This window comes from Pseudomonas sp. m6p (assembly GCF_055760375.1).
The window spans coordinates 6,164,000-6,185,452 of the sequence record NZ_CM147084.1; the positions used below are offsets into that span (position 1 = coordinate 6,164,000).

Here is a 21,453-nt window from a genome sequence, read left to right on the forward strand (position 1 = left end):
ATCCTTCTCTTGAGGCGACCATTGTAGGAGCTGCCGAAGGCTGCGATCTTTTGATCTTGCTTTTGTAAAGTCAAAAGATCGCAGCCTGCGGCAGCTCCTACAGGGGAAATAAAGAGATCACGCAGGCGAACGTTGAACCCTGTTCTAAGCTCACAGTCGTATCGTCACTTGCACGTTCGTACACAGGAAGGAGTCTGCATGGCGAGTCCCGGATTGAAAACAGTTGTCGTGCTGAGCCTGTTCACGTTGTTGACCGCTTGCGGCAAGAAAGAAGCCCCGGCGGAGTACCTGCCACGGGTCTTTGTGCAAGAGGTCAAACCCGCCGATTACGCGGCTGCCGTGACCCTGACCGGCGATGTGCAGGCCCGGGTGCAGACCGAACTGTCGTTCCGGGTCGGTGGCAAGATCATCCAGCGCATGGTCGATGTCGGCGACCGGGTCAGCGCCAGGCAAGTGCTGGCCAAACTCGATCCCAAGGATTTGCAGACCAACGTCGATTCCGCTCAGGCCCAGGTCATCGCCGAGCAGGCACGGGTCAAACAGAGCGCCGCAGCGTTCGTGCGTCAGCAGAAACTGTTGCCCAAGGGTTACACCAGCCAGAGCGAATTCGACTCCGCCCAAGCCGCCTTGCGCAGCAGCCAGAGCGCCTTGAGCGCGGCGCAGGCGCAACTAGCCAATGCCAAGGATCAACTCAGTTACACCTCGCTGATCGCTGACGCCCCCGGCATTATTACCGAGCGCCAGGCTGAAGTCGGCCAGGTGGTCCAGGCGACCGCGCCGATTTTCAAACTGGCCCGCGATGGCGATCGCGACGCGGTGTTCAACGTCTACGAATCGCTGCTGGCCGAACGTCCTGCCGATCGCTCGATTGTCGTCAGCCTGCTCGACAACCCCGCGATCAAGACCACCGGCACGGTGCGCGAAATCACCCCGGCGGTGTCGGCGCAGTCCGGCACGGTGCAAGTCAAAGTCACCCTCGACAGCCTGCCGCAGGGCATGCAGCTCGGCTCGGTGGTCAGCGCCACGGCCAAGGGCAGCGGCAAGTCGGCGGTGGAACTGCCATGGTCGGCGCTGACCAAAAACATCAGCGAGCCGGCCGTGTGGATGGTTGACGACAAGGGCGAGGCGCAGTTGCATAACGTCACTGTCAGCCGCTACCTGATCGGCAAGGTGATCATCAGCGACGGTCTCAAAGGCGGGGAAAAGGTCATTGTCGCGGGTGGGCAGTTGTTGCATCCGGGCATGAAAGTCGAGATCGCCGAAAACACCTACAAGGATCTGCAACCGGGAGCACAGCCATGAAGCGTCTGGGGCTGTTATCCATCAGTGTGTTGCTGGCCGCCTGCTCGAAAAGCGAGCCGCCTCCGGAGCCGGTACGGCCTGTGCTGTCGATCAAGGTAAAGGCGTTAAACGAGGAAACCCTCGGGCGTTTCGCCGGCAGCATTCAGGCGCGTTACGAGAGCAACACCGGTTTCCGTGTCGGTGGACGTATTGCCAGCCGTAACGTCGATGTCGGCACCGAGGTGCAAAAGGGTACGTTGCTCGCCACGCTCGACCCCTCCGATCAACAGAACCAGTTGCGCTCGGCCCAGGGCGATCTGGCCAAGGTGCAGGCGCAACTGATCAACGCCCAGGCCAACGCCCGGCGTCAGCAAGCGCTGTTTGATCGCGGGGTGGGCGCGCAGGCACAACTGGACATCGCCATCACCGATCTGAAAACCACCCAGGCCTCGCTCGATCAGGCCCGGGCGGCGGTCGATCAGAGCAAGGATCAGCTCGGCTACACCGAACTGCGTGCCGACCACAAAGCCGTGGTCACCGCATGGAATGCCGAAGCCGGCCAAGTGGTGACCGCCGGCCAGCAAGTGGTGACTCTGGCGCAACCGGACATCAAGGAAGCGGTGATCGACCTGCCGGACACACTGGTTGATCAGATCCCCGCCGACGTGGTGTTTCTGGTGGCCGGGCAACTCGACCCGAGCATCAATACCACCGCGACCATTCGCGAGATCGAACCGCAGGCTCAAAGCGCCACGCGCACCCGCCGCGCGCGGCTGACCCTGGCCAGCACCCCGGAGGGGTTTCGCCTCGGTACGGCGATCAGCGTGACCCTCAGTTCGGCGATCAAGCCGCGTATCGAGTTGCCTGCCAGTGCCCTGCAGGAAGCCGATGGCAAGACCCGCATCTGGGTGGTCGACACCTCCAGCAAAACCGTCGCACCCCGTGACGTCAGCGTGATCAGCCGTACCGACGGCACCGTGGTGCTGGCCGACGGCGTCAAATCCGGCGAGCGCGTGGTCAGCGCAGGTGTCAACAGTCTTAAACCCGGACAAGCCGTGAAACTCGACGAGGACAGTCAATGAAAGGCTCTTTCAATCTCTCCGAATGGGCCCTCAAGCATCAGTCGTTCGTCTGGTACCTGATGTTCGTCGCGTTGCTGATGGGGGTGTTCTCTTACTTCAATCTGGGGCGTGAAGAAGACCCTTCGTTCACCATCAAGACCATGGTCATCCAGACCAAATGGCCGGGCGCGACCCAGGAGGAAACCCTCAAGCAGGTCACCGACCGCATCGAGAAAAAACTCGAGGAGCTCGATTCACTCGACTACGTGAAAAGTTACACGCGCCCCGGTGAATCGACGGTCTACGTGTACCTGCGCGACACCACCAGCGCCAAGGACATTCCGGAAATCTGGTACCAGGTGCGCAAGAAGATCGATGACATTCGCGGACAGTTTCCCCAAGGGATTCAGGGGCCCGGATTCAACGATGAGTTCGGTGACGTCTACGGCTCGGTCTACGCGTTTACCGCCGACGGCCTGACCATGCGCCAGTTGCGCGACTACGTGGAACAGGCCCGCGCCGAGATCCGCAACGTGCCGGGTCTGGGCAAGATCGAGATGATCGGCCAGCAGGACGAAGTGATTTACCTGAACTTCTCCACCCGCAAGCTCGCGGCACTGGGCATCGATCAGCGTCAGGTGGTGCAGAGCCTGCAATCGCAGAACGCCGTGACTCCGGCGGGTGTGATCGAGGCCGGGCCTGAGCGTATCTCGGTGCGTACTTCAGGGCAGTTCGCGTCGGAGAAGGATCTGGCCGAGGTCAATCTCAAACTCAATGAGCGCTTCTATCGTCTGGCCGATATCGCCGACATCAGTCGCGGTTATGTTGACCCGGCCACGCCGGAATTCCGTTTCGACGGCAAGCCGGCAATCGGTCTGGCGATTGCCATGCAGAAGGGCGGCAACGTTCAGGAATTCGGCAAGGCGTTGCACCAGCGGATCGACCAGATCACCGCTGATCTGCCGGTTGGCGTCGGCGTCCATACGGTGTCCGATCAGGCCGTGGTGGTGGAAGAGGCGGTTGGTGGCTTCACCAGCGCGCTGTTCGAAGCGGTGATCATCGTGCTGGTGGTCAGCTTCATCAGTCTTGGCGTGCGCGCCGGGCTGGTGGTGGCGTGCTCGATTCCGCTGGTGCTGGCGATGGTGTTTGTGTTCATGGAATACAGCGGCATCACCATGCAGCGGATTTCCCTCGGCGCGCTGATCATCGCCCTCGGTCTGCTGGTGGACGACGCGATGATCACCGTGGAGATGATGGTCACGCGTCTGGAAATGGGCGAGACCAAGGAGCAGGCGGCTACGTTTGCCTACACCTCGACGGCGTTCCCGATGCTCACCGGTACGCTGGTGACCGTTGCCGGCTTCGTGCCGATCGGCCTCAACGCCAGCTCCGCCGGTGAGTACACCTTCACCCTGTTTGCGGTGATCGCGGTGGCCATGCTGGTGTCGTGGATCGTCGCGGTGCTGTTCGCACCGGTAATCGGCGTGCACATCCTCAGCACCAATGTGAAACCTCACGAGGGCGAGCCGGGACGCATTGGTCGGGCATTCAACCACGGTTTGCTGTGGTCGATGCGCAACCGCTGGTGGGCGATCGGCATCACCGTGTTGTGCTTTGTGCTGGCGGTGTTCTGCATGCGCTTTGTGCAAAATCAGTTCTTCCCGTCCTCCGATCGCCCGGAAATCCTCGTCGATCTGAACCTGCCGCAAAACGCCTCGATCGACGAAACCCGCAAGGCCGTGGACAAGCTCGAAGCCACGCTCAAGGGCGACCCGGACATCGTGCGCTGGAGCACTTACATCGGTCAGGGTGCGATCCGTTTCTACTTGCCGCTCGACCAGCAATTGCAGAACCCGTACTACGCGCAACTGGTGATCGTCAGCAAAGACTTCGAGGCCCGCGAAGCCCTCAGCCAACGCCTGCGTGAACGCTTGCACAAGGACTTCGTCGGCATCGGCAGTTACGTGCAGGCGCTGGAAATGGGCCCGCCGGTGGGACGCCCGATCCAGTACCGGGTCAGCGGCAAGGACATCGATCAGGTGCGCAAGCACGCTATTGATCTGGCGACCGAACTGGACAAGAACGAGCACATCGGCGAGATCATTTACGACTGGAACGAGCCGGGCAAAGTGCTGCGCATCGACATTGCCCAGGACAAGGCGCGTCAGCTCGGGCTGTCCTCGGAAGACGTGGCGAAGCTGATGAATAGCATCGTCAGCGGCTCGCCACTGACCCAGGTCGATGACGATATCTACCTGATCAACGTCGTCGGCCGCGCGGTGGATTCCGAACGCGGCACCCCGGAAACCCTGCAGAACCTGCAGATCGTCACACCCAACGGCACGTCGATTCCGCTATTGGCCTTTGCCACCGTGCGGTATGAGCTGGAGCAACCGCTGGTGTGGCGTCGTGACCGTCTGCCGACCATCACCATCAAGGCCTCGGTGCGCGACGAGATCCAGCCGACCGACCTGGTGAAACTGCTCAAGCCGTCGATTGATGCGTTCGCTGAAAAACTCCCGGTCGGCTACAAAGTCGCCACGGGCGGTACGGTCGAGGAAAGCGGCAAGGCCCAGGGACCGATCGCCAAGGTCCTGCCGTTGATGCTGTTTTTGATGGCGACCTTCCTGATGATCCAGTTGCACAGCGTGCAGAAGATGTTCCTGGTGGCAAGTGTCGCGCCGCTGGGTCTGATCGGTGTGGTGCTGGCGCTGGTGCCGACCGGTACGCCGATGGGCTTCGTGGCGATCCTGGGGATCCTCGCACTGATCGGTATCATCATCCGCAACTCGGTGATTCTGGTGACGCAGATCGATGAGTTCGAGCAGAAGGGCTATACGCCGTGGGATGCGGTGGTGGAAGCGACCGAGCACCGGCGTCGGCCGATCCTGCTGACGGCTGCGGCGGCGAGCATGGGCATGATTCCGATTGCCCGGGAAGTGTTCTGGGGGCCAATGGCCTACGCGATGATTGGCGGGATCGTGGTCGCGACGTTGCTGACCCTGCTGTTTCTGCCGGCGCTGTATGTGGCCTGGTACAAGATTCGCGAGCCGAAGAAAGAGACCGCATAAGGCAAAAGCAAAAGATCGCAGCCTGCGGCAGCGCCTACAGGAAATCCCATGTCGGCGCTGCTGCAGACTGCGATCTTTTGATCTTCAGCCAACCCGCCGCCAGACACTCGCCAGCCAAGGCTGCTGCTCGCGCGGCAATCCCGCCGGCCGGTAGTAATGCTCAAGCTCGACAAACCCCGCCGCCGTCAGCAACCCGCGCCACGCGTCCAAGTCGTGATATGAGCCGTAGCGTGGCCCATTCCAGCCCTCACGGTTATCCCCGCGCGGATTGGAACTGAACAACACCCCACCCGGCTTCAGCGTGCCATGCAACTGCTTGAGCACTCGCGGCAACTCCTGCAACGGCACATGAAACAGCACCGCATTGGCGAAGATGCCGTCGAAGCGCTCGGCCGGCAGATCGAGTTTCAGAAAGTCCTGCTGCCAGACCTCGCAACCGCTGTCCTCACGGGCCATGCGCGCAAATTCCTCTGAGCCATCAAGGCCGACCGCGACGTGGCCCATGCGGGTGAACGTCTGCAAATCACGGCCGGGGCCGCAGCCGAAATCGAGCAGGGTGAACGGCGCCGGACCCTGGATGTGGCGAAGCAAGGCGTCGATGTTCTGGCTGACATCGTGATCGCGGGTGCCTTCGCGGAAGTCTTCGGCCACCGAGTTGTAGTGGCCGAGGGTGGTGGCGGTGATCTGTTCCAGATCGGTGGGAGTCTGTTTCATGGGGCGGACTGTTTGGGGGAGTTGAGCAGACTATAAGCGCTTTCGCGCTTTAAAAGATCGCAGCCTTCGGCAGCTCCTACAGAAGATCGCATTCCCCTGTAGGAGCTGCCGAAGGCTGCGATCTTTTGATCTTGCTTCAGCGCTTGTTCAGACCTCTGGCGAGGCGATCGCCGCCCAACTGAATCACCGCCACCAACGCCACCAGCAACACAATCACCGTCAGCATGATCTGGCTGTCGAAACGTTGATAACCGTAGCGGTAAGCGATATCGCCCAAACCGCCGGCGCCAATCGCTCCGGCCATGGCTGACGAGTTGATCATCGTCACCAGCGTAATCGTGAACCCGCCGACGATCCCCGGCAGCGCTTCAGGCAACAGCACATGCCAGACGATGTGCCAGCGCCGGCAGCCCATGGCTTGCGCCGCCTCGATCAAGCCGTGATCGACCTCACGCAGACTCACTTCGGCAATCCGCGCAAAGAACGGCGTCGCGGCGATGGTCAGCGGCACCACCGCCGCCCACACACCGTACGTGGTGCCGACAATCAGCCGGGTGAACGGAATCAGCGCGACCATCAGAATCAGAAACGGGATCGAGCGGAACAGATTCACGAACGCGCCCAGCGCCCGGTTGAGCAGCGGCGCCTGATAGATCCCGCCCTTGTCGCTGGTGACCAGAATCACCGCCATCGGGATCCCCACCAGCAAGGCGATCAGCGACGACACGCCGACCATCAGGAAGGTGTCAATGAAACCCTGGAGCAAGCGATCAAACCACATAACCCGATACCTCCACTCGTTGCGCCCACTGCCCGGCGCGCTCGCGCAATTGTTCGGCACTCAAGGATGAGCCGCTGACCGCCAGCAACAGGTGTCCCAGCGCGTGGCCCTGAATCCGCTCGACGCCGCCCTGCAGCAACTTCACGCGTCCGCCGAGAGCGGCGAACAGCGCCGCCAGATCCGGCTCGTCGGCGGCGCCACCGGTGAACTGCAAACGCAATACCACCGCCGCGCCCGGGGAGGGCGGCTGGGCATGCAGACGGCTTTGCAGCTCTTCCGGCAGTGCGTGTTGCAGCGGCGCGAGCAAGGTCTGACTGACCTCGTGTTGCGGATTGCCGAATACCTCCCAGACCGGGCCTTGCTCGACGATCCGCCCGTGTTCCAGCACTACCACGCGGTCGCAGATTTCGCGGATCACCGCCATTTCATGGGTGATCAACACGATGGTCAGGCCGAGGCGCCGGTTGATCTCGCGCAGCAGGCCGAGGATCGACTGAGTGGTCTCGGGATCGAGCGCCGAAGTGGCTTCGTCGCACAGCAGAATGTCCGGGTCATGCACCAATGCGCGGGCGATGCCGACACGCTGTTTCTGCCCGCCGGAAAGCTGCGCCGGGTAAGCCTTGTGCTTGGCTTGCAGGCCGACCAGTTCGAGCAGCTCACGAACCTTCTGCTCGCGTTGCGCCTTCGGCACGCCCGCGACTTTCAGCGGCAGTTCGACGTTCTGCCACACGGTCTTGGCCGACATCAGGTTGAAGTGCTGGAAGATCATGCCGATGCGCCGCCGCAGCGTGACCAGCCGGTCTTCATCGAACTCGCCGATGTCGACCTGATCGATCAGCACCCGTCCCGCCGTCGGTTGTTCCAGACGATTGATCGTGCGGATCAGTGACGATTTGCCGGCGCCGCTGCGGCCGATGATGCCGAACACCTCGCCGCGCTGGATCGCCAGGTCGATGCCTTGCAGGGCCGCGATTGGGCCTTGTCGACCTTCGTAGGTTTTACCCAGGCCGATGAAGCGCACGTGGGCGCGATTCAGCTCGGGATGCAGTTCGGTTTTTTCAGCATGTTTTGGCTCTGGAATCTCCAGTCGCCGTTGGATCGCGGCGGTCATGTTCAGCTTTCCCAACCGGCCTGATACAGCTTGCCGTGAGCCTTGTCCAGCGCGGCGCGAACGGCCGGCGAGTGCTGGTAGATGTCGACGAATTTGATCAGGCGCGGGTCGTCCTTGCTCTTCGGCTGGATGACGAACTGGATCACGTATTCCTTGTGGTCGAGGCCGTCGAACAGCAGTGCGGAGCCGGCGTCGAAGGTCTTCGCCAGACGAATGTAGGCCGGGTAGCCCTGGACCAGATCGGCGTCATCGTAGGCGCGCACCAGTTGCACGGCTTCGACTTGCAGAATCTTGATCTTCTTCGGGTTGGCGACGATGTCGTCTTCGGTGGCCTTGTAGCCGACGCCAGGTTTGAGGGTGATCAGGCCAGCCTTGGCCAGCAGTTGCAGACCGCGACCGCTGTTGATCGGGTCGTTGGCGATGGCGACGCTGGCGCCTTCGGGCAACTCGTCGAAGCTTTTGTATTTTTTCGAGTAGAGGCCGACGTTGTTGATGATCCCCGGGGCGAACGGCACCAGGTCAAAACCGGAGGCCGCCTTGGCGTTTTCGAGGAACGGGATGTGCTGGAAGTAGTTCACGTCGATGTCGCCGGCGGCGAGGCTGACGTTCGGTGCGATCCAGTCGGTGAACTCCACCAGCTCGACTTTCAGGCCTTGTCTGGAGGCTTCCTCGACGGCGGCTTCCAGCGGAATCGCGAAGGCAGCGGTGGTGCCGATTTTCAGTGGTGCATCGGCGGCGAACACCGCCGAGCTGAACAGGCCGAAGGCCAGGGCCAGTGCTTTGACTGGGTGGGACAGAAGTTTCTTGGTCATGGTGATTTTTCCAGTCAGTGCATGAATTTTGTGGTGTCTGGTCGGGCCTCATCGCTGGCAAGCCAGCTCCCACAGGTTTTATGAACGCCACAGACCCTTGTGGGAGCTGGCTTGCCAGCGATGCTTTTAGCGGCGGTACGAAGATCCGGTATGTTGCTCAGGTAACTGCGCCCCTGCGTGAAACAGCTTTTCGCGCAGGCTGCCGCTGTCATACGCAGTCTTGTACGACCCGCGCCGCTGCAACTCCGGAATCACCAGCTCGATGAAATCGACATAGCTTTCCGGGGTCACGATGCGCGTCAGGTTGAAGCCGTCGAGACCGGTTTCAGCGATCCACGCTTCCAGTTCATCGGCCACTTGCTCAGACGAGCCGACCACGGTGATGTAGCGGCCACCGAGAGCGTGCTGGTCGAGCAATTTGCGGCGGGTCCAGTCGTTGTTCTGCAGGTTTTTGGTCGCGGACTGGATGGCGTTGCTCTTGACGTACTGGATCGGCTCGTCGATTTCGTATTGAGAAAAATCGATGCCGGTGGACGCCGAGAAGTGCGCCACACCGGCCTCGGCACTGGCATGACTCAAGTACTCGGCGTGCTTGGCCCACGCGGCTGCTTCGGTGGCGCCGACGATCACGTTGAGGCCCATGAACACCTTGATATCCTCAGGATTGCGCCCGGCCTCGACCGCGCTGGCGCGGACCTTGTCCACCTGCACCTTGGTCGACGGTTTGTTCTGGCCGCTGATGAACACGCACTCGGCGTGACGCCCGGCGAACAGCAATCCACGATCGGAACTGCCAGCCTGGAACAGCACAGGCGTGCGCTGCGGCGACGGCTCGCAGAGGTGATAACCCTCGACTTGATAGAATTCGCCGTGGTGCTCGACCTTGTGCACCTTCTCCGGCTGGGCGTAGATGCGCTGCACGCGGTCATTGAGTACCGCACCGTTTTCCCAACTGCCCTCCCAGAGTTTGTAGAGCACTTCGAGGTACTCGTCGGCCTGATCGTAGCGACGGTCATGCTCGACCTGTTCGCGCAGGCCCATGGCCTTGGCGGCGCTGTCGAGGTAACCGGTGACGATGTTCCAGCCGACCCGACCGCGGCTCAGATGATCGAGCGTGGACATGCGGCGGGCGAACAGATAGGGCGGTTCATAGGTGAGGTTGGCGGTGAGGCCGAAACCGAGATTTTTCGTCACCGCCGCCATGGCTGACACCAGCAGCAGCGGGTCGTTGACCGGCAACTGGATCGACTCTTTCAGCGTGACATCCACCGAGTTCTGGTAGACGTCGTACACGCCGACGATGTCGGCGATGAACAGCCCGTCAAACAGCCCGCGCTCCAGCAACTGCGCCAGTTCTGTCCAGTACTCGATGGTGTTGTAGCGCGTCGACGTGTCGCGTGGATGCGTCCACAGGCCGTGGTTGATGTGGCCGATGCAGTTCATGTTGAACGCGTTGAGCAGGATCTTCTTTTTCGCGCCGCTCATCAGATCGTTCCTCGCAGCGGAGGCTTTTCATCGTTGAGGTAGTAATTGCCCACCGCGTGATACTTCCAGCGCACCGGGTCATGCAGAGTGTGCACGCGAGCGTTGCGCCAGTGGCGGTCGAGGCCGTGCTCGATCAGCGTTGCCTGGCTGCCAGCCAGTTCGAACAGCGTGCTGCCGGCGGCAAGCGAGATTTCAGTGCTGATCGCCCGTGCTTCGGCGACGGCAATCGACGCGGCAGCGACGGTTTCGGTATTAGTCTCGGCCTGGGCCTTGTCGAGAAATTCGCCGGCGCGTTCAAGCAGCGCTTCGGTGGCGTGCAGGCGGATGCTCAAGTGGCCGAAACTCTTCAGGGTCAGCGGGTCTTCGGTGGCCTTGTCGGTGCCGGAGTCGATCCACGGACGCGTCTTGCTACGCACAAAATGCAGGGCATCTTCGTAAGCGGCGCGGGCGATGCCGGTGTCGATGGCAGCGTGGAGGATCTGCGCCAGCGGGCCGACCGTGGTCGGACGCTCGAAGGCGCTCTGGAACGGAATCACGTCGTCGGCGGCGACGTAGACGTCTTCGAACACCACCGAACCGCTGCCGGTGGTGCGCTGGCCGAAACCGCTCCAGTCGTCGATCACCGTCAGGCCTTGGCTGTCACGCGGGACGAAGGCCAGTTGCTGCACGCCATTTTCATCAACCACCGACGTCGGGATGCGCTGCGCGTAGATCGCGCCGGTCGCATAAAACTTGCGCCCGTTGATGCGGTAGCCGTCGCCGTCACGCTTGAGGCGGGTGACGCGGTCGTGGGCGGTTTTGGTACCGAGTTCCGCCAAGGCGTTGCCGAAGCGCTGGCCGGCCAGCACCTCGGCGTACAGCCGTTGTTTCTGCTCGTGGCTGCCGTTAACGCGCAGCACTTCGAGGGCGTAGAAATGGTTCTGCGGAATCTGCCCCAGAGAGCCGTCAGCCTGAGCGATCAGGGCGATGACTTTGGCCAGGGTCACGTTGGACACGCCGGCACCGCCGTATTCCTTGGGCACGCTGATGCCCCACAGGCCGGAGCGGGAAAACACGTCGAGTTCCGGCAGTGGCAGGCGGCGTTCACGGTCGCGCACGGCACTGTCGCGTTTGAAATCTTCGGCCAGATCGCTGGCGACGATCAGGGCTTGCTCATCGCTGGTGATGACCGCGACGGGGTGGGAAAAAGTCATGGTTCTCTCCAATGCCTTTGAGAAAGTGTGCGGTCGTCAGATCCAGGAATGGCGGGCCGGCAAAGTACCGTTCAGGCGATAGGCGCCGACCGCGTGATATTTCCAGCGCACCGGGTCGTGCAGGGTGTGTACGCGGGCGTTGCGCCAGTGGCGGTCGAGGTTGAATTCGGCGAGGGTCGCGCGGCTGCCGGCCAGTTCGAAAAGCTTTTCGCTGGCCAGCAGTGAAATCTCGGTGGTCAGCACTTTGGCCTCGGCCACGGCAATCGAGGCGCGGGCGGCGGACTCGGCGGTGAGCGGTGCGGCGTGCACCTGATCCAGCACTTGCCCGGCCTTGCGCAGCAATGCCTCGGCGGCGTGCAGTTCGATTTTCAGTTTGCCGATGTCGGCGATCACGTAGAGGTCATCGCTGGCGCGTTCCACCTTGGCGTCGATCCACGGCCGTGCGCGGGTTTTGACGAATTCGATGGCGTCGTCGATGGCACCTCGGGCGATACCAGCGTCGATGGCCGCTTGAATCAGCTGCGACACGGCACCTTGGGTATTCGGCTTCTCGTTGATCTTCCAGTTGTCGACGACCAGGCTCGACTCGACGCGCACGTTGTTCAGCACAATCGTGCCGCTGGCGGTGGTGCGCTGCCCGAAGCCCGACCAGTCATCAACGATGCGCAGGCCCGGGGTGCCACGGCGGACGAAGGCCAGCACTTGCTTGCCGTCGTCATTGAGCGCCTTGACCGCCACCCAGTGCGCGAACAGCGCGCCGGTGGAATAAAACTTCTGGCCGTTGAGCACATAGTCATCGCCGTCGGCGGTGATGCGCGCTTTCAATTCCAGGGTATTTTTGGTGCCGCGTTCAGGGCCGGCATTGCCGATGCGCCAGCCTTCCAGAACACTCTGGAACAGCTGTTGTTTCTGCGCCTCGGTGGCGCTGCCGAGCACCAGATTGATGATGCCGAACTGGTTCTGCGGGATCTGTCCCAGCGCCGGGTCGGCCGCGGAAATGATCGCGAACACCTCGGCCAACGTGACAAACGAAACCTGTGGGCCGCCGTATTCACGGGGGATGGCAATGCTGCCCAGACCGCTGCGGGTGAACTGTTCGATTTCCGACCACGGCAGCTTGCGCTGGCGGTCGCGCCTGGCGGCCTGCACGCGGGCGACTTGCGCCAGCTCATGGGCGGCCTTGATGGCTTGGGTGTCGTTGCGCAAGACCTGCGCGGGCAACAACAACGGGGCGATGTCCAGATCCGACTGGACGTTTGCATCGGCCAGACTGGACATCAGTGCCGCTCCCTGGCTGCACGCAATGCCCTGGCGATCTGCACTGGGGTGATTGTGTTCCGGACCATACTACCTACCTCACATCTCATGAAAAACGCCGCAAAAGTGCGGCGAACGAAAGAATGTCCGGTGGTCCGGTTCATATACCCTAAGCGTGTATAAATATTAAATAAACTAACTTTTAGGAATATGTATAGAAGGGGCGGTGGTCGGGTTGGTTAACAGTCTCTCAGCCGTGGCAATACAACCTGTGGTGAGGGGATTTATCCCCGACCGGCCGCGCAGCGGCCCTTTCTGAATCATAAAAAACGGGATTGCTTCGCAGTCCATCGGGGCGGTACGACTTCCCTGGATCCCCTCACTACAAAGCCCCATGAGTACAGGAATGCGGCATCAATCCTTGGTCGATTCAGCGGCCTTCAGATCCTGGCGCAGCGGCACCTTCAGATAAGGATTCACGCAACCGATCTTCAGCGTCCGTGGCGGTGCCCAGCGTGAGTTGTTGCCGACCCAGTCGATGACGCAGTAGGTTACGTCGAGGCGCAGATCCTCACCGCCCTCGACAATCACTGCCGGTGGCACCCAGACCTGAATCGGCAGGCCGACATCGGCAGCGGTGATTCGGGCCAGGTCCATGCGCACATCGCCCCAGCGCAAGGTGATGGCGTCGTCCTCGGCCATGTTCCGGTAGGGTTCGATGGTCAGGGGCACACCGCGTTTGATCTGATTGGGGTTCACGCCCTGGCGGCGGATGGTGTCGGGTACCGTGACCGGCGCCAGTTGCTGATTCTCGTCACCGCACAACGCCGAAGGCTGGCCGCCTGGGCAGTCGAGCTTGACTTGAACCCGGGTTGCCGCCGACAGCGCCGGTCCCTGCCCGATTTGCATGACCCGATAGTGAATCCGTGCGGTACCGCTGGCGATGAAGCTCTCCGGCACTCGCAGACTGACCGATGTGCCGAGGTCTTCACTGGTCAGGACGCGTGAGGCGACGTAGCAGTTGTTCCAGAACAGTTCGATCAGATCGCCGGCGTCCATACCGGGGTACGGCAGAACATCGATCAGCAGATGCGCGGCCGCGGCCAGGTTGACGGCGTTTTTCTGCGCGGCTGCCAGGTGTGGGGCTGCCAGTTCGGGGGTATGCGAAGTGCGGATCATCGGGCTCTCTCCTTGAAATCTTGCGGCGAATTCCGTTTCTTGAAAAAACAAAAGGCGTGATGAATCGGTTATGCAGCCTGAACTTTTGTTCAGACTCAGTGCGAATTGATTCAACTAGTGGGTGCCGGTTGACGACTAGATAAGAGTGTGCGGGAAAGAGTGTCAATAGAGTGTCTTAGTTAATCCGTGAATTACCGATTAATCAGAAGATTCCTACGTTGTGCAGTCACGCTGCCTAGCCGCAATGGCGAATGGAACTACGGTTTTTTGGCAGTTTTTATTGTTTTAGTGCAGGCGAGTTTGGATCGTTTCGCAGGCAAAGAGATGCGCAACGGATTAAGCCCAACGGCTGCAGAACATGTATGTATTGTTTTGACAGGTTTTAGAATGGAGGGGCTTAGATGTTAGTGTAGGCGGGAAAAGTATAACTTCCATCCATGGAAGTTAATGACTCCAGACAATAAGCTTCTCAGGCGTGATTCAGAAACTTGCTGAGAAACTGTTTGGTGCGCTCTTCTTTCGGGTTGGCAAACAAGGCTTTGGCTTCGCCTTGCTCGACGATCACGCCCTTGTCAAAAAACACCACACGGTTGGCCACATCGCGGGCGAACCCCATTTCGTGAGTGACGATGACCATGGTGCGTTTTTCTTCAGCCAGACCACGAATGGTCGCCAACACTTCGCCGACCAGTTCCGGGTCGAGCGCCGAGGTCGGTTCGTCGAACAGGATCACTTCCGGTTCCATCGCCAGCGCCCGGGCAATCGCCACGCGCTGTTGCTGACCGCCGGAGAGACGACGCGGATACGCATCTTCCTTGCCGGCCAGACCGACCTTGGCCAACAGCTTCATGCCCAGGGTAACGGCTTGTTCGCGCGGCATCTTCTTGACCACGATCGGCCCTTCGATGACGTTTTCCAGGGCGGTGCGGTGCGGGAACAGGTTGAAGTTCTGGAATACGAAACCTACGTGCTGGCGCAGGTTGCGCACCAGGCTTTGTTGCTGGCTCAGAGGACGGCGGGTATCGATCTCGATATCGCCGACCTTGATCCGGCCGCTGGTGGGCTCTTCAAGGAAATTCAGGCAGCGCAGGAACGTGGTTTTACCCGAACCGCTGGGGCCGATGATGGCCACGACCTCGCCTTCCTTTACTTCAAGATCGATGCCTTTGAGCACCTCTTGACCCTTGAACTGCTTTGTCAGTTTTTCCACGACAATCATGGGTCAGGACTCCTGGTCGTGCCGATTGGCCCGCTCTTCCAACTTGTTCTGCAGATGCGAGAGCACCGTGGCCAGAATCCAGTAGATCAGCGCGGCGGCAAGATACATGGTGAAGACTTCGAAAGTCCGGGCGGTAATCAGCTGTGCCTGGCGGAACAGTTCCGGCACCTGAATGGTGGCGGCCAGTGCCGTGTCCTTGACCAGTGAAATGAAGCTGTTGCCCAACGGCGGCAGCGCCGTGCGCATGGCCTGCGGCAGGATGGCCCGGCGCAGGGTTTGCGCACGGGTCATGCCGATGCTCGCAGCGGCCTCCCATTGACCACGTTCGATCGAACCGATCGCCGCGCGGAGGATTTCACAGGCGTAGGCGGCCATGTTCAGCGAGAAGCCGATCAGCGCCGCCGGCAGCGGATCCAGTTCCAGACCCAGTTGCGGCAAGCCGTAATAGATCACGAACAGTTGCACCAGCAACGGCGTGCCGCGGAAGAACGACACGTAGATGCGGGCAATCCAGCTCACCAGTTTGAAGCGCGACAGGCGCATCAAGGCCAGGCCGAAGCCCAGCAGCAAGCCGAAGAACATGCCGCCCAGGCTGAGGATAACCGTGTAGTACGCGCCCTTGAGCAGAAAGGGCGCGGAGTCCAGTGCGAGTTGGAAAGCTTCTTCCATTATTTGGTGACGTCAGCGTTGAAGTATTTCTTCGACAGCTTCTCAAGGGTACCGTCGGCACGCAGCTCGTCGAGGGCTTTGTTCACCGCAGCCAGCAGCTCAGGCTCGCCTTTGCGCAGGGCGATACCGGATTCCTGACGGGAGAACGCTTCACCGGCAGCCACGGTTTTCGGGGCTTTCTTGGCGTATTCCAGTGCGGCCAGACGGTCGATCAAAATGGCGTCGGTGCGGCCGTTGTTCAGGTCGGCGAACTTGGTCGGATCATCGTCGTAGGTGCGCACGTCAGCGCCCGGCACGTTGGCGCGAACCCATTGTTCGTAGTTGGTGCCCAGGCCGACACCGACTTTCTTGCCAGACAGGTCGGCAGCGGTCTTGATGTTCAACTTGGCTTCCTTGTCCTTCAGCACCAGCGCCTGGATCCCGGAAACGGTGTACGGCTCGGAGAAGTCATATTTCTTCTTGCGCTCGTCGGAGATGGTCACTTGGTTGACCACGACGTCCAGACGCTTGGATTCCAGCGCGGCGAGGATACCGTCCCACTTGGTCGGCTGAATCTTGGCTTTCACGCCGAGTTTCTGCGCCAGGGCTTCGGAGAGCTCGACTTCGAAACCGGACAGTTTGCCGTCGGCGTCAACGAAGCTGAACGGTGGGTAAGTGCCTTCCAGGCCGACGTTGATGACGCCTTTGTCCTTGATCTGTTGCAGCTGCTCACCGGCGGTTGCCTGGCCGATCAGGCCGGCGCTCAGTGCAAGGCCCAGCGAACCTACCAGCAGAGTGCGACGTAGTGCGGAAAAATTCATGACAAGCCCCTGTGTTTTCTTATGGAAGACGCTTAAGGAAAGTTGGCGAATCCGGGAGTTCAACGACTGCGTTATCGTGCCCTAAAGCAGCTTATGCGTCTTGCCCGAAATTCGCCTGCGGCGAGACTATAAGATGTCTGTTTTAGACTTGAAAATACTTAATGATCTTTCTGTTATTCCAATTTCGAATATATATGATCAATTGTGGCGAGGGGATTTATCCCCAATGGGGCGCGAAGCGGCCCTCTCTTCTGACTTGAAGAGCAGGGGACTGCTGCGCAGTCCAACGGGGATAAATCCCCTCACCACAGAAATTCTTGCAGCAGTGAGGATCAGCTTGTCAGCGAATCCCTGTAGGCAAACAACGCCGGCGCTCCACCGGTATGCAGGAAGATGATCGGGCCCTCGTCGAAACGCTGGCGGCCGATCCCGTCGAGCAGACCAGCCATGGCCTTGCCGGTATACACCGGGTCGAGCAACACCGCGTCCTGACTGGCCAACAGTTTCACCGCCGCCAGTGTCCCGGCATTCGGCTCGCCGTAACGCGGACCGAAGTATTCGTCCCACAACTCGACTTTGAAGTTCACTGGCAATTTCACGCCCAGCAGGTCCGCCGTACGTTCGGCCAGACCTTGCACTTTCGGGCGCTGATCTTCTTCGCTGCGCGATACCGTCACGCCGATCACCGGCAATTGCGGCAGCGCTTCGCTCAACGCCAGCGCCAGACCACTGTGGGTCCCGGCGCTGCCCGAGGCCAGCACCACGGCGGCGAATTCCAGGCCGGTGTCCTTGATCTGCTCGGCCAGTTCCAGACCGGCACGCACGTAGCCCAATGCACCGAGAGCATTGGAGCCACCGATCGGCACCAGATACGGTTTCTTGCCATTGCTGCGCAGGCGCACGGCGAGTGCGGCGAGTTGTTCGTCGGCGTTGTCGAGGTTGTCCACCAACTCGACCTTGGTGTCGAACAGATCGAGCAGCAGACGGTTGCCGTTGCCGGTGTAATTGCTGTCATCGGTGCCCAGCGGATTTTCCAGCAGCGCCACGCAACCCAGGCCGAGTCTGGCCGCCAGCGCGGCGGTCTGGCGTACGTGGTTCGATTGCAAGGCACCGGCGGTGATCAGCGTGTCGGCGCCTTGGGCGAGGGCGTCGGCGGCGAGGTATTCGAGTTTGCGCAGTTTGTTGCCGCCCATGGCCAGCGGCGTCAGGTCATCGCGTTTGATGTACACATCGCGGCCCAGCCAGGCGGACAGGCGTTCGAGTTTTTCCAGAGGCGTCGGTTGGCCGAGCAGGTCGAAACGGTTAAAGCGATCCAGCTGTTGTTTGATCATGAGCCCGTACTGGCGGAGGAAGATGACAGGACTATAGGCAGGCCGTTTTAACGGGGCAACCGTGAATTACTTATAGCCAAATGTGCTTAGGCCAGCACTATCGGTTCTTAATTCGTCCTTGTGGGCATGTCGTAAAGTAGTCGCCGTTGACGCGGCCAGACCGGCCGCCTGTGAGGAGTCTTTACCGTGAGTGAGCGTTCCAGCCATTGGCAATTGCAGACCATCGTCAGCCAACTGCGTACCGCGCGGGATCAGTGGCGTACCCAGAATGGCCGGGCCAGTGGCGAGCAGGGTGGTCGCGAGTTGCCGTCCCGCGCGGCGATGGCCGAGATTCTCGAGGCGCTGTGTGGTGCGTTGTTCCCGATGCGGCTGGGACCGGTGGATCTGCGTGAGGAAAGCGAAGACTTCTATGTCGGCCACACCCTCGATACCGCGTTGAATGCCTTGCTGGCGCAGGCGCGGCTGGAATTGCGGTATGTCGCCCGGCACAGCGCGCAAGGCGATGCTGATGTCGAAGCGCAGGCGATCCGCATCATTCAGGACTTCGCCCTGGCCTTGCCGGGCCTGCGCAGCCTGCTCGATACCGACGTGCTGGCGGCCTATCACGGTGACCCGGCGGCACGCAGCGTCGATGAGGTGCTGTTGTGCTATCCGGGGATTCTGGCGGTGATTCACCATCGTCTGGCGCACCATCTGTATCGCGCCGGGTTGCCGTTGCTGGCGCGGATCAGCGCGGAAATTGCGCACTCGGCCACCGGCATCGATATCCACCCGGGCGCGCAGATCGGCCGCAGTTTCTTCATCGACCACGGCACCGGTGTGGTGATCGGCGAGACCGCGATCATTGGCGAGCGGGTGCGGATTTATCAGGCCGTGACCTTGGGCGCCAAGCGCTTCCCGGCCGATGAAGACGGGCAGTTGCAGAAGGGGCATCCACGCCATCCGATTGTCGAGGATGACGTGGTGATTTATGCCGGAGCGACGATTCTGGGACGGATCACTATCGGCCAGGGGTCGACCATCGGCGGTAATGTGTGGCTGACGCGCAGCGTGCCGGCAGGGAGCAACCTGACTCAGGCCAATCTGCAGCATGATGACGGGACGCAGAAGTAAGTTCCTGAATCTGCGTTGCCGCGTCAGGCCTCTTCGCGAGCAGGCTCGCTCCCACACTGGAATGCGTGTCAAATGTGGGAGCGAGCCTGCTCGCGAATGGTTTTTTTGGTCAGACCGAGATAATGGCATTCAGCCAATTCTCCATTGAACGAATCCCCTCAAACCCGCGTCATACCCCTCCTTGGGCTACTGTAGGAAAACTACCGCCTGGCCCTGCGATTAGTCCTTACCACCCTATCCATGTTTAACTTGAACGTTCATTCAAGTTAAACCGGTGGTTCGCTGCCCGCTCACAACAGGAGGCTTGCCTTTGCTGAGTCCGATCATTTCAGCCACGTTTCAACCCCTCGAGGTGCACGTTTCATGAGTGCATCGTCTACCCCCGCCAGCGGTCTGGTGCGCATGAATCCGCCGGTGTTCTACTTCGCCGCGACGGTGATTCTGCTGTTTGGTCTGGTTGTCATCGCCATGCCGGAGCAGGCCGGCGCCTGGTTGCTGGCTGCGCAAAACTGGGCGGCCAATACGGTCGGCTGGTACTACATGCTTGCGATGACGCTGTATCTGGTCTTCGTGGTGGTCACCGCGTTATCGGGCTACGGCAAGATCAAACTCGGTGCCGACCACGACGAACCCGAGTTCAGTTACCTGTCCTGGGCCGGCATGCTGTTCGCCGCCGGGATCAGCATCACGCTGTTCTTCTTCTGCGTGTCCGAACCGCTGACCCACATGCTGCAACCGCCGCAAGGCGAGGCCGGCACTGCCGATGCAGCGCGGCAGGCGATGCAGATTCTGTTTCTGCATTGGGGCCTGCACGGCTGGGGCGTGTTCGCCTTCGTCGGCATGGCGCTGGCCTATTTCGCCTACCGGCATAACCTGCCGCTGGCCTTGCGTTCGGCGCTGTACCCGCTGATCGGCAAGCGCATCAACGGCCCCATCGGTTACGCGGTAGACGGCTTCGGCATTATCGCTACGGTGTTCGGCCTGGGTGCCGACATGGGTTTTGGTGTGCTGCACCTCAACTCGGGTCTGGACTACCTGTTCGGCATCGCCCACACCCAATGGATTCAGGTCGGCCTGATCACGCTGATGATGGGCGCGGCGATCATCGTCGCCGTCTCCGGTGTGGACAAGGGCGTGCGAGTGATGTCCGACATCAACATGTTGCTGGCCTGTGCGCTGCTGCTGTTCGTGTTGTTCGCCGGTCCCACCCAGCATCTGCTCAACACCCTGATCCAGAACCTCGGCGACTACCTCGGCGCGTTGCCGATGAAGAGTTTCGACCTCTACGCCTACGACAAACCAAGCGACTGGCTCGGCGGCTGGACCGTGTTCTACTGGGCCTGGTGGATCGCATGGTCGCCGTTCGTGGGCCTGTTCATCGCGCGGATTTCCCGTGGCCGCACCATCCGCGAATTCGTCTTCGGCGTGCTGCTGATTCCGCTCGGTTTCACCCTGGCGTGGATGTCGATCTTCGGCAACAGCGCCATCGATCAGGTGCTCAACCACGGTATGTCGGCGCTGGGCATGTCGGCCCTCGACAACCCGTCGATGAGTCTTTATCTGCTGCTGGAAACCTACCCGTGGAGCAAAACCGTCATCGCGGTGACGGTGTTCATCAGCTTCGTGTTCTTCGTCACTTCTGCCGACTCCGGCACCGTTGTGCTCTCGACGCTGTCGGCCAAGGGCGGCAACCCGGACGAAGACGGGCCGAAATGGCTGCGGGTGTTCTGGGGCGCGATGACCGCGTTGATCACCAGCGCGCTGCTGTTCTCCGGCAGCATCGATGCGCTGAAATCGGCGGTGGTGCTGACCTCGCTGCCGTTCTCGATGATTTTGCTGCTGATGATGTGGGGGCTGCACAAGGCGTTCTATCTGGAATCGCAGAAGCAGATCGCGCAATTGCATTCGCTGGCACCGGTCTCCGGTTCGCGGCGAGGCACGGGCGGCTGGCGCCAGCGTCTGAGTCAGGCGGTGCACTTCCCGTCGCGCGACGAGGTGTACCGCTTCATGGACACCACGGTGCGTCCGGCGATTGAGGAAGTGACGGCGGTCTTCGTCGAGAAGGGCTTGAACGTGGTCACCCAGCCGGATCCGGCGCACGACAACATCAGCCTGGAAATCGGCCACGGCGAGCAGCATCCGTTCATCTATCAGGTGCAGATGCGCGGCTATTTCACGCCGTCGTTTGCTCGGGGTGGCATGGGTTCCAAGCAGCTCAACAACCGCCGCTACTACCGCGCTGAAGTGCATTTGAGCGAGGGCAGTCAGGACTACGATCTGGTCGGCTACACCAAGGAACAGATCATCAACGACATCCTCGACCAGTACGAACGCCACATGCAGTTCCTGCATCTGGTGCGTTGATCGGCAACTGAG

The 21,453-nt window shown here is 60.9% G+C and carries 17 protein-coding genes; 5 read left to right on the forward strand and 12 right to left on the reverse strand.

Features of this window, described 5'->3' with window-relative positions; translation table 11 throughout:
- The first annotated feature begins 198 nt into the window (after positions 1-198).
- From ACYZUM_RS28145 to ACYZUM_RS28155, 3 genes are read left to right on the forward strand one after another with little or no spacing between them, the layout of a single operon-like run.
- Positions 199-1,302 carry an efflux RND transporter periplasmic adaptor subunit gene (locus ACYZUM_RS28145; protein WP_108181355.1) on the forward strand — a complete coding sequence of 368 codons (1,104 nt, stop codon included), beginning with the start codon at positions 199-201 and terminating at the stop codon, positions 1,300-1,302.
- Positions 1,299-2,363: an efflux RND transporter periplasmic adaptor subunit gene (locus ACYZUM_RS28150; RefSeq protein WP_108181356.1), complete on the forward strand. Its 1,065-nt coding sequence runs from the start codon at positions 1,299-1,301 to the stop codon at positions 2,361-2,363. The genes ACYZUM_RS28145 and ACYZUM_RS28150 overlap by 4 nt, the downstream gene beginning before the upstream one ends.
- Entirely contained in the window at positions 2,360-5,413 is a 3,054-nt protein-coding gene (locus ACYZUM_RS28155; protein WP_041071156.1) for an efflux RND transporter permease subunit, read from the forward strand. Before ACYZUM_RS28150 ends, ACYZUM_RS28155 begins: the two co-directional genes overlap by 4 nt.
- An 84-nt stretch (positions 5,414-5,497) precedes the next feature.
- On the opposite strand, the gene ACYZUM_RS28160 is transcribed toward ACYZUM_RS28155, so the two are convergent.
- From ACYZUM_RS28160 to ACYZUM_RS28215, 12 genes are all read right to left on the reverse strand, one after another.
- Complete coding sequence (locus ACYZUM_RS28160; RefSeq protein WP_086794015.1) at positions 5,498-6,127, reverse strand: class I SAM-dependent methyltransferase; 630 nt, start codon at positions 6,125-6,127, stop codon at positions 5,498-5,500.
- Positions 6,128-6,263: 136 nt separating this feature from the next.
- The gene (locus ACYZUM_RS28165; RefSeq protein WP_027611182.1) at positions 6,264-6,908 is read right to left on the reverse strand and encodes a methionine ABC transporter permease; all 645 of its coding nucleotides are present in this window, start codon (positions 6,906-6,908) and stop codon (positions 6,264-6,266) included.
- On the reverse strand, positions 6,898-8,019 hold the full coding sequence (locus ACYZUM_RS28170) for a methionine ABC transporter ATP-binding protein (protein ID WP_108181357.1): 1,122 nt from the start codon (positions 8,017-8,019) through the stop codon (positions 6,898-6,900). Before ACYZUM_RS28170 ends, ACYZUM_RS28165 begins: the two co-directional genes overlap by 11 nt.
- A gap of 2 nt (positions 8,020-8,021) precedes the next feature.
- Complete coding sequence (locus ACYZUM_RS28175; RefSeq protein WP_108181358.1) at positions 8,022-8,831, reverse strand: MetQ/NlpA family ABC transporter substrate-binding protein; 810 nt, start codon at positions 8,829-8,831, stop codon at positions 8,022-8,024.
- A gap of 126 nt (positions 8,832-8,957) precedes the next feature.
- Positions 8,958-10,316 (reverse strand): LLM class flavin-dependent oxidoreductase, encoded by a 1,359-nt coding sequence (locus tag ACYZUM_RS28180; protein ID WP_108181359.1) that lies wholly within the window; start codon positions 10,314-10,316, stop codon positions 8,958-8,960.
- Positions 10,316-11,509: an SfnB family sulfur acquisition oxidoreductase gene (locus ACYZUM_RS28185; protein WP_108181360.1), complete on the reverse strand. Its 1,194-nt coding sequence runs from the start codon at positions 11,507-11,509 to the stop codon at positions 10,316-10,318. Before ACYZUM_RS28185 ends, ACYZUM_RS28180 begins: the two co-directional genes overlap by 1 nt.
- A 36-nt stretch (positions 11,510-11,545) precedes the next feature.
- Positions 11,546-12,787, reverse strand: a complete 1,242-nt coding sequence (locus tag ACYZUM_RS28190; RefSeq protein WP_108181361.1) for an SfnB family sulfur acquisition oxidoreductase — start codon at positions 12,785-12,787, stop codon at positions 11,546-11,548.
- Positions 12,788-13,180: 393 nt separating this feature from the next.
- The gene (locus ACYZUM_RS28195) at positions 13,181-13,945 is read right to left on the reverse strand and encodes a hypothetical protein (protein WP_041071176.1); all 765 of its coding nucleotides are present in this window, start codon (positions 13,943-13,945) and stop codon (positions 13,181-13,183) included.
- Positions 13,946-14,414: 469 nt separating this feature from the next.
- Complete coding sequence (gene tcyN / locus ACYZUM_RS28200) at positions 14,415-15,164, reverse strand: L-cystine ABC transporter ATP-binding protein TcyN (protein WP_108181362.1); 750 nt, start codon at positions 15,162-15,164, stop codon at positions 14,415-14,417.
- Positions 15,165-15,167: 3 nt separating this feature from the next.
- Complete coding sequence (tcyL, locus tag ACYZUM_RS28205; RefSeq protein ID WP_003220607.1) at positions 15,168-15,833, reverse strand: cystine ABC transporter permease; 666 nt, start codon at positions 15,831-15,833, stop codon at positions 15,168-15,170.
- Positions 15,833-16,633 (reverse strand): cystine ABC transporter substrate-binding protein, encoded by an 801-nt coding sequence (tcyJ, locus tag ACYZUM_RS28210; RefSeq protein WP_041071182.1) that lies wholly within the window; start codon positions 16,631-16,633, stop codon positions 15,833-15,835. Before tcyJ ends, tcyL begins: the two co-directional genes overlap by 1 nt.
- Positions 16,634-16,965: 332 nt before the next feature.
- Complete coding sequence (locus ACYZUM_RS28215; RefSeq protein WP_108181363.1) at positions 16,966-17,964, reverse strand: D-cysteine desulfhydrase; 999 nt, start codon at positions 17,962-17,964, stop codon at positions 16,966-16,968.
- A 186-nt stretch (positions 17,965-18,150) separates the two neighbouring features.
- Between ACYZUM_RS28215 and epsC the strand changes: the two genes are divergently transcribed.
- Complete coding sequence (gene epsC, locus ACYZUM_RS28220; protein WP_041071188.1) at positions 18,151-19,077, forward strand: serine O-acetyltransferase EpsC; 927 nt, start codon at positions 18,151-18,153, stop codon at positions 19,075-19,077.
- 402 nt (positions 19,078-19,479) lie between these two features.
- Entirely contained in the window at positions 19,480-21,441 is a 1,962-nt protein-coding gene (gene betT / locus ACYZUM_RS28225) for a choline transporter BetT (protein ID WP_222019461.1), read from the forward strand.
- Positions 21,442-21,453: the final 12 nt, after the last annotated feature.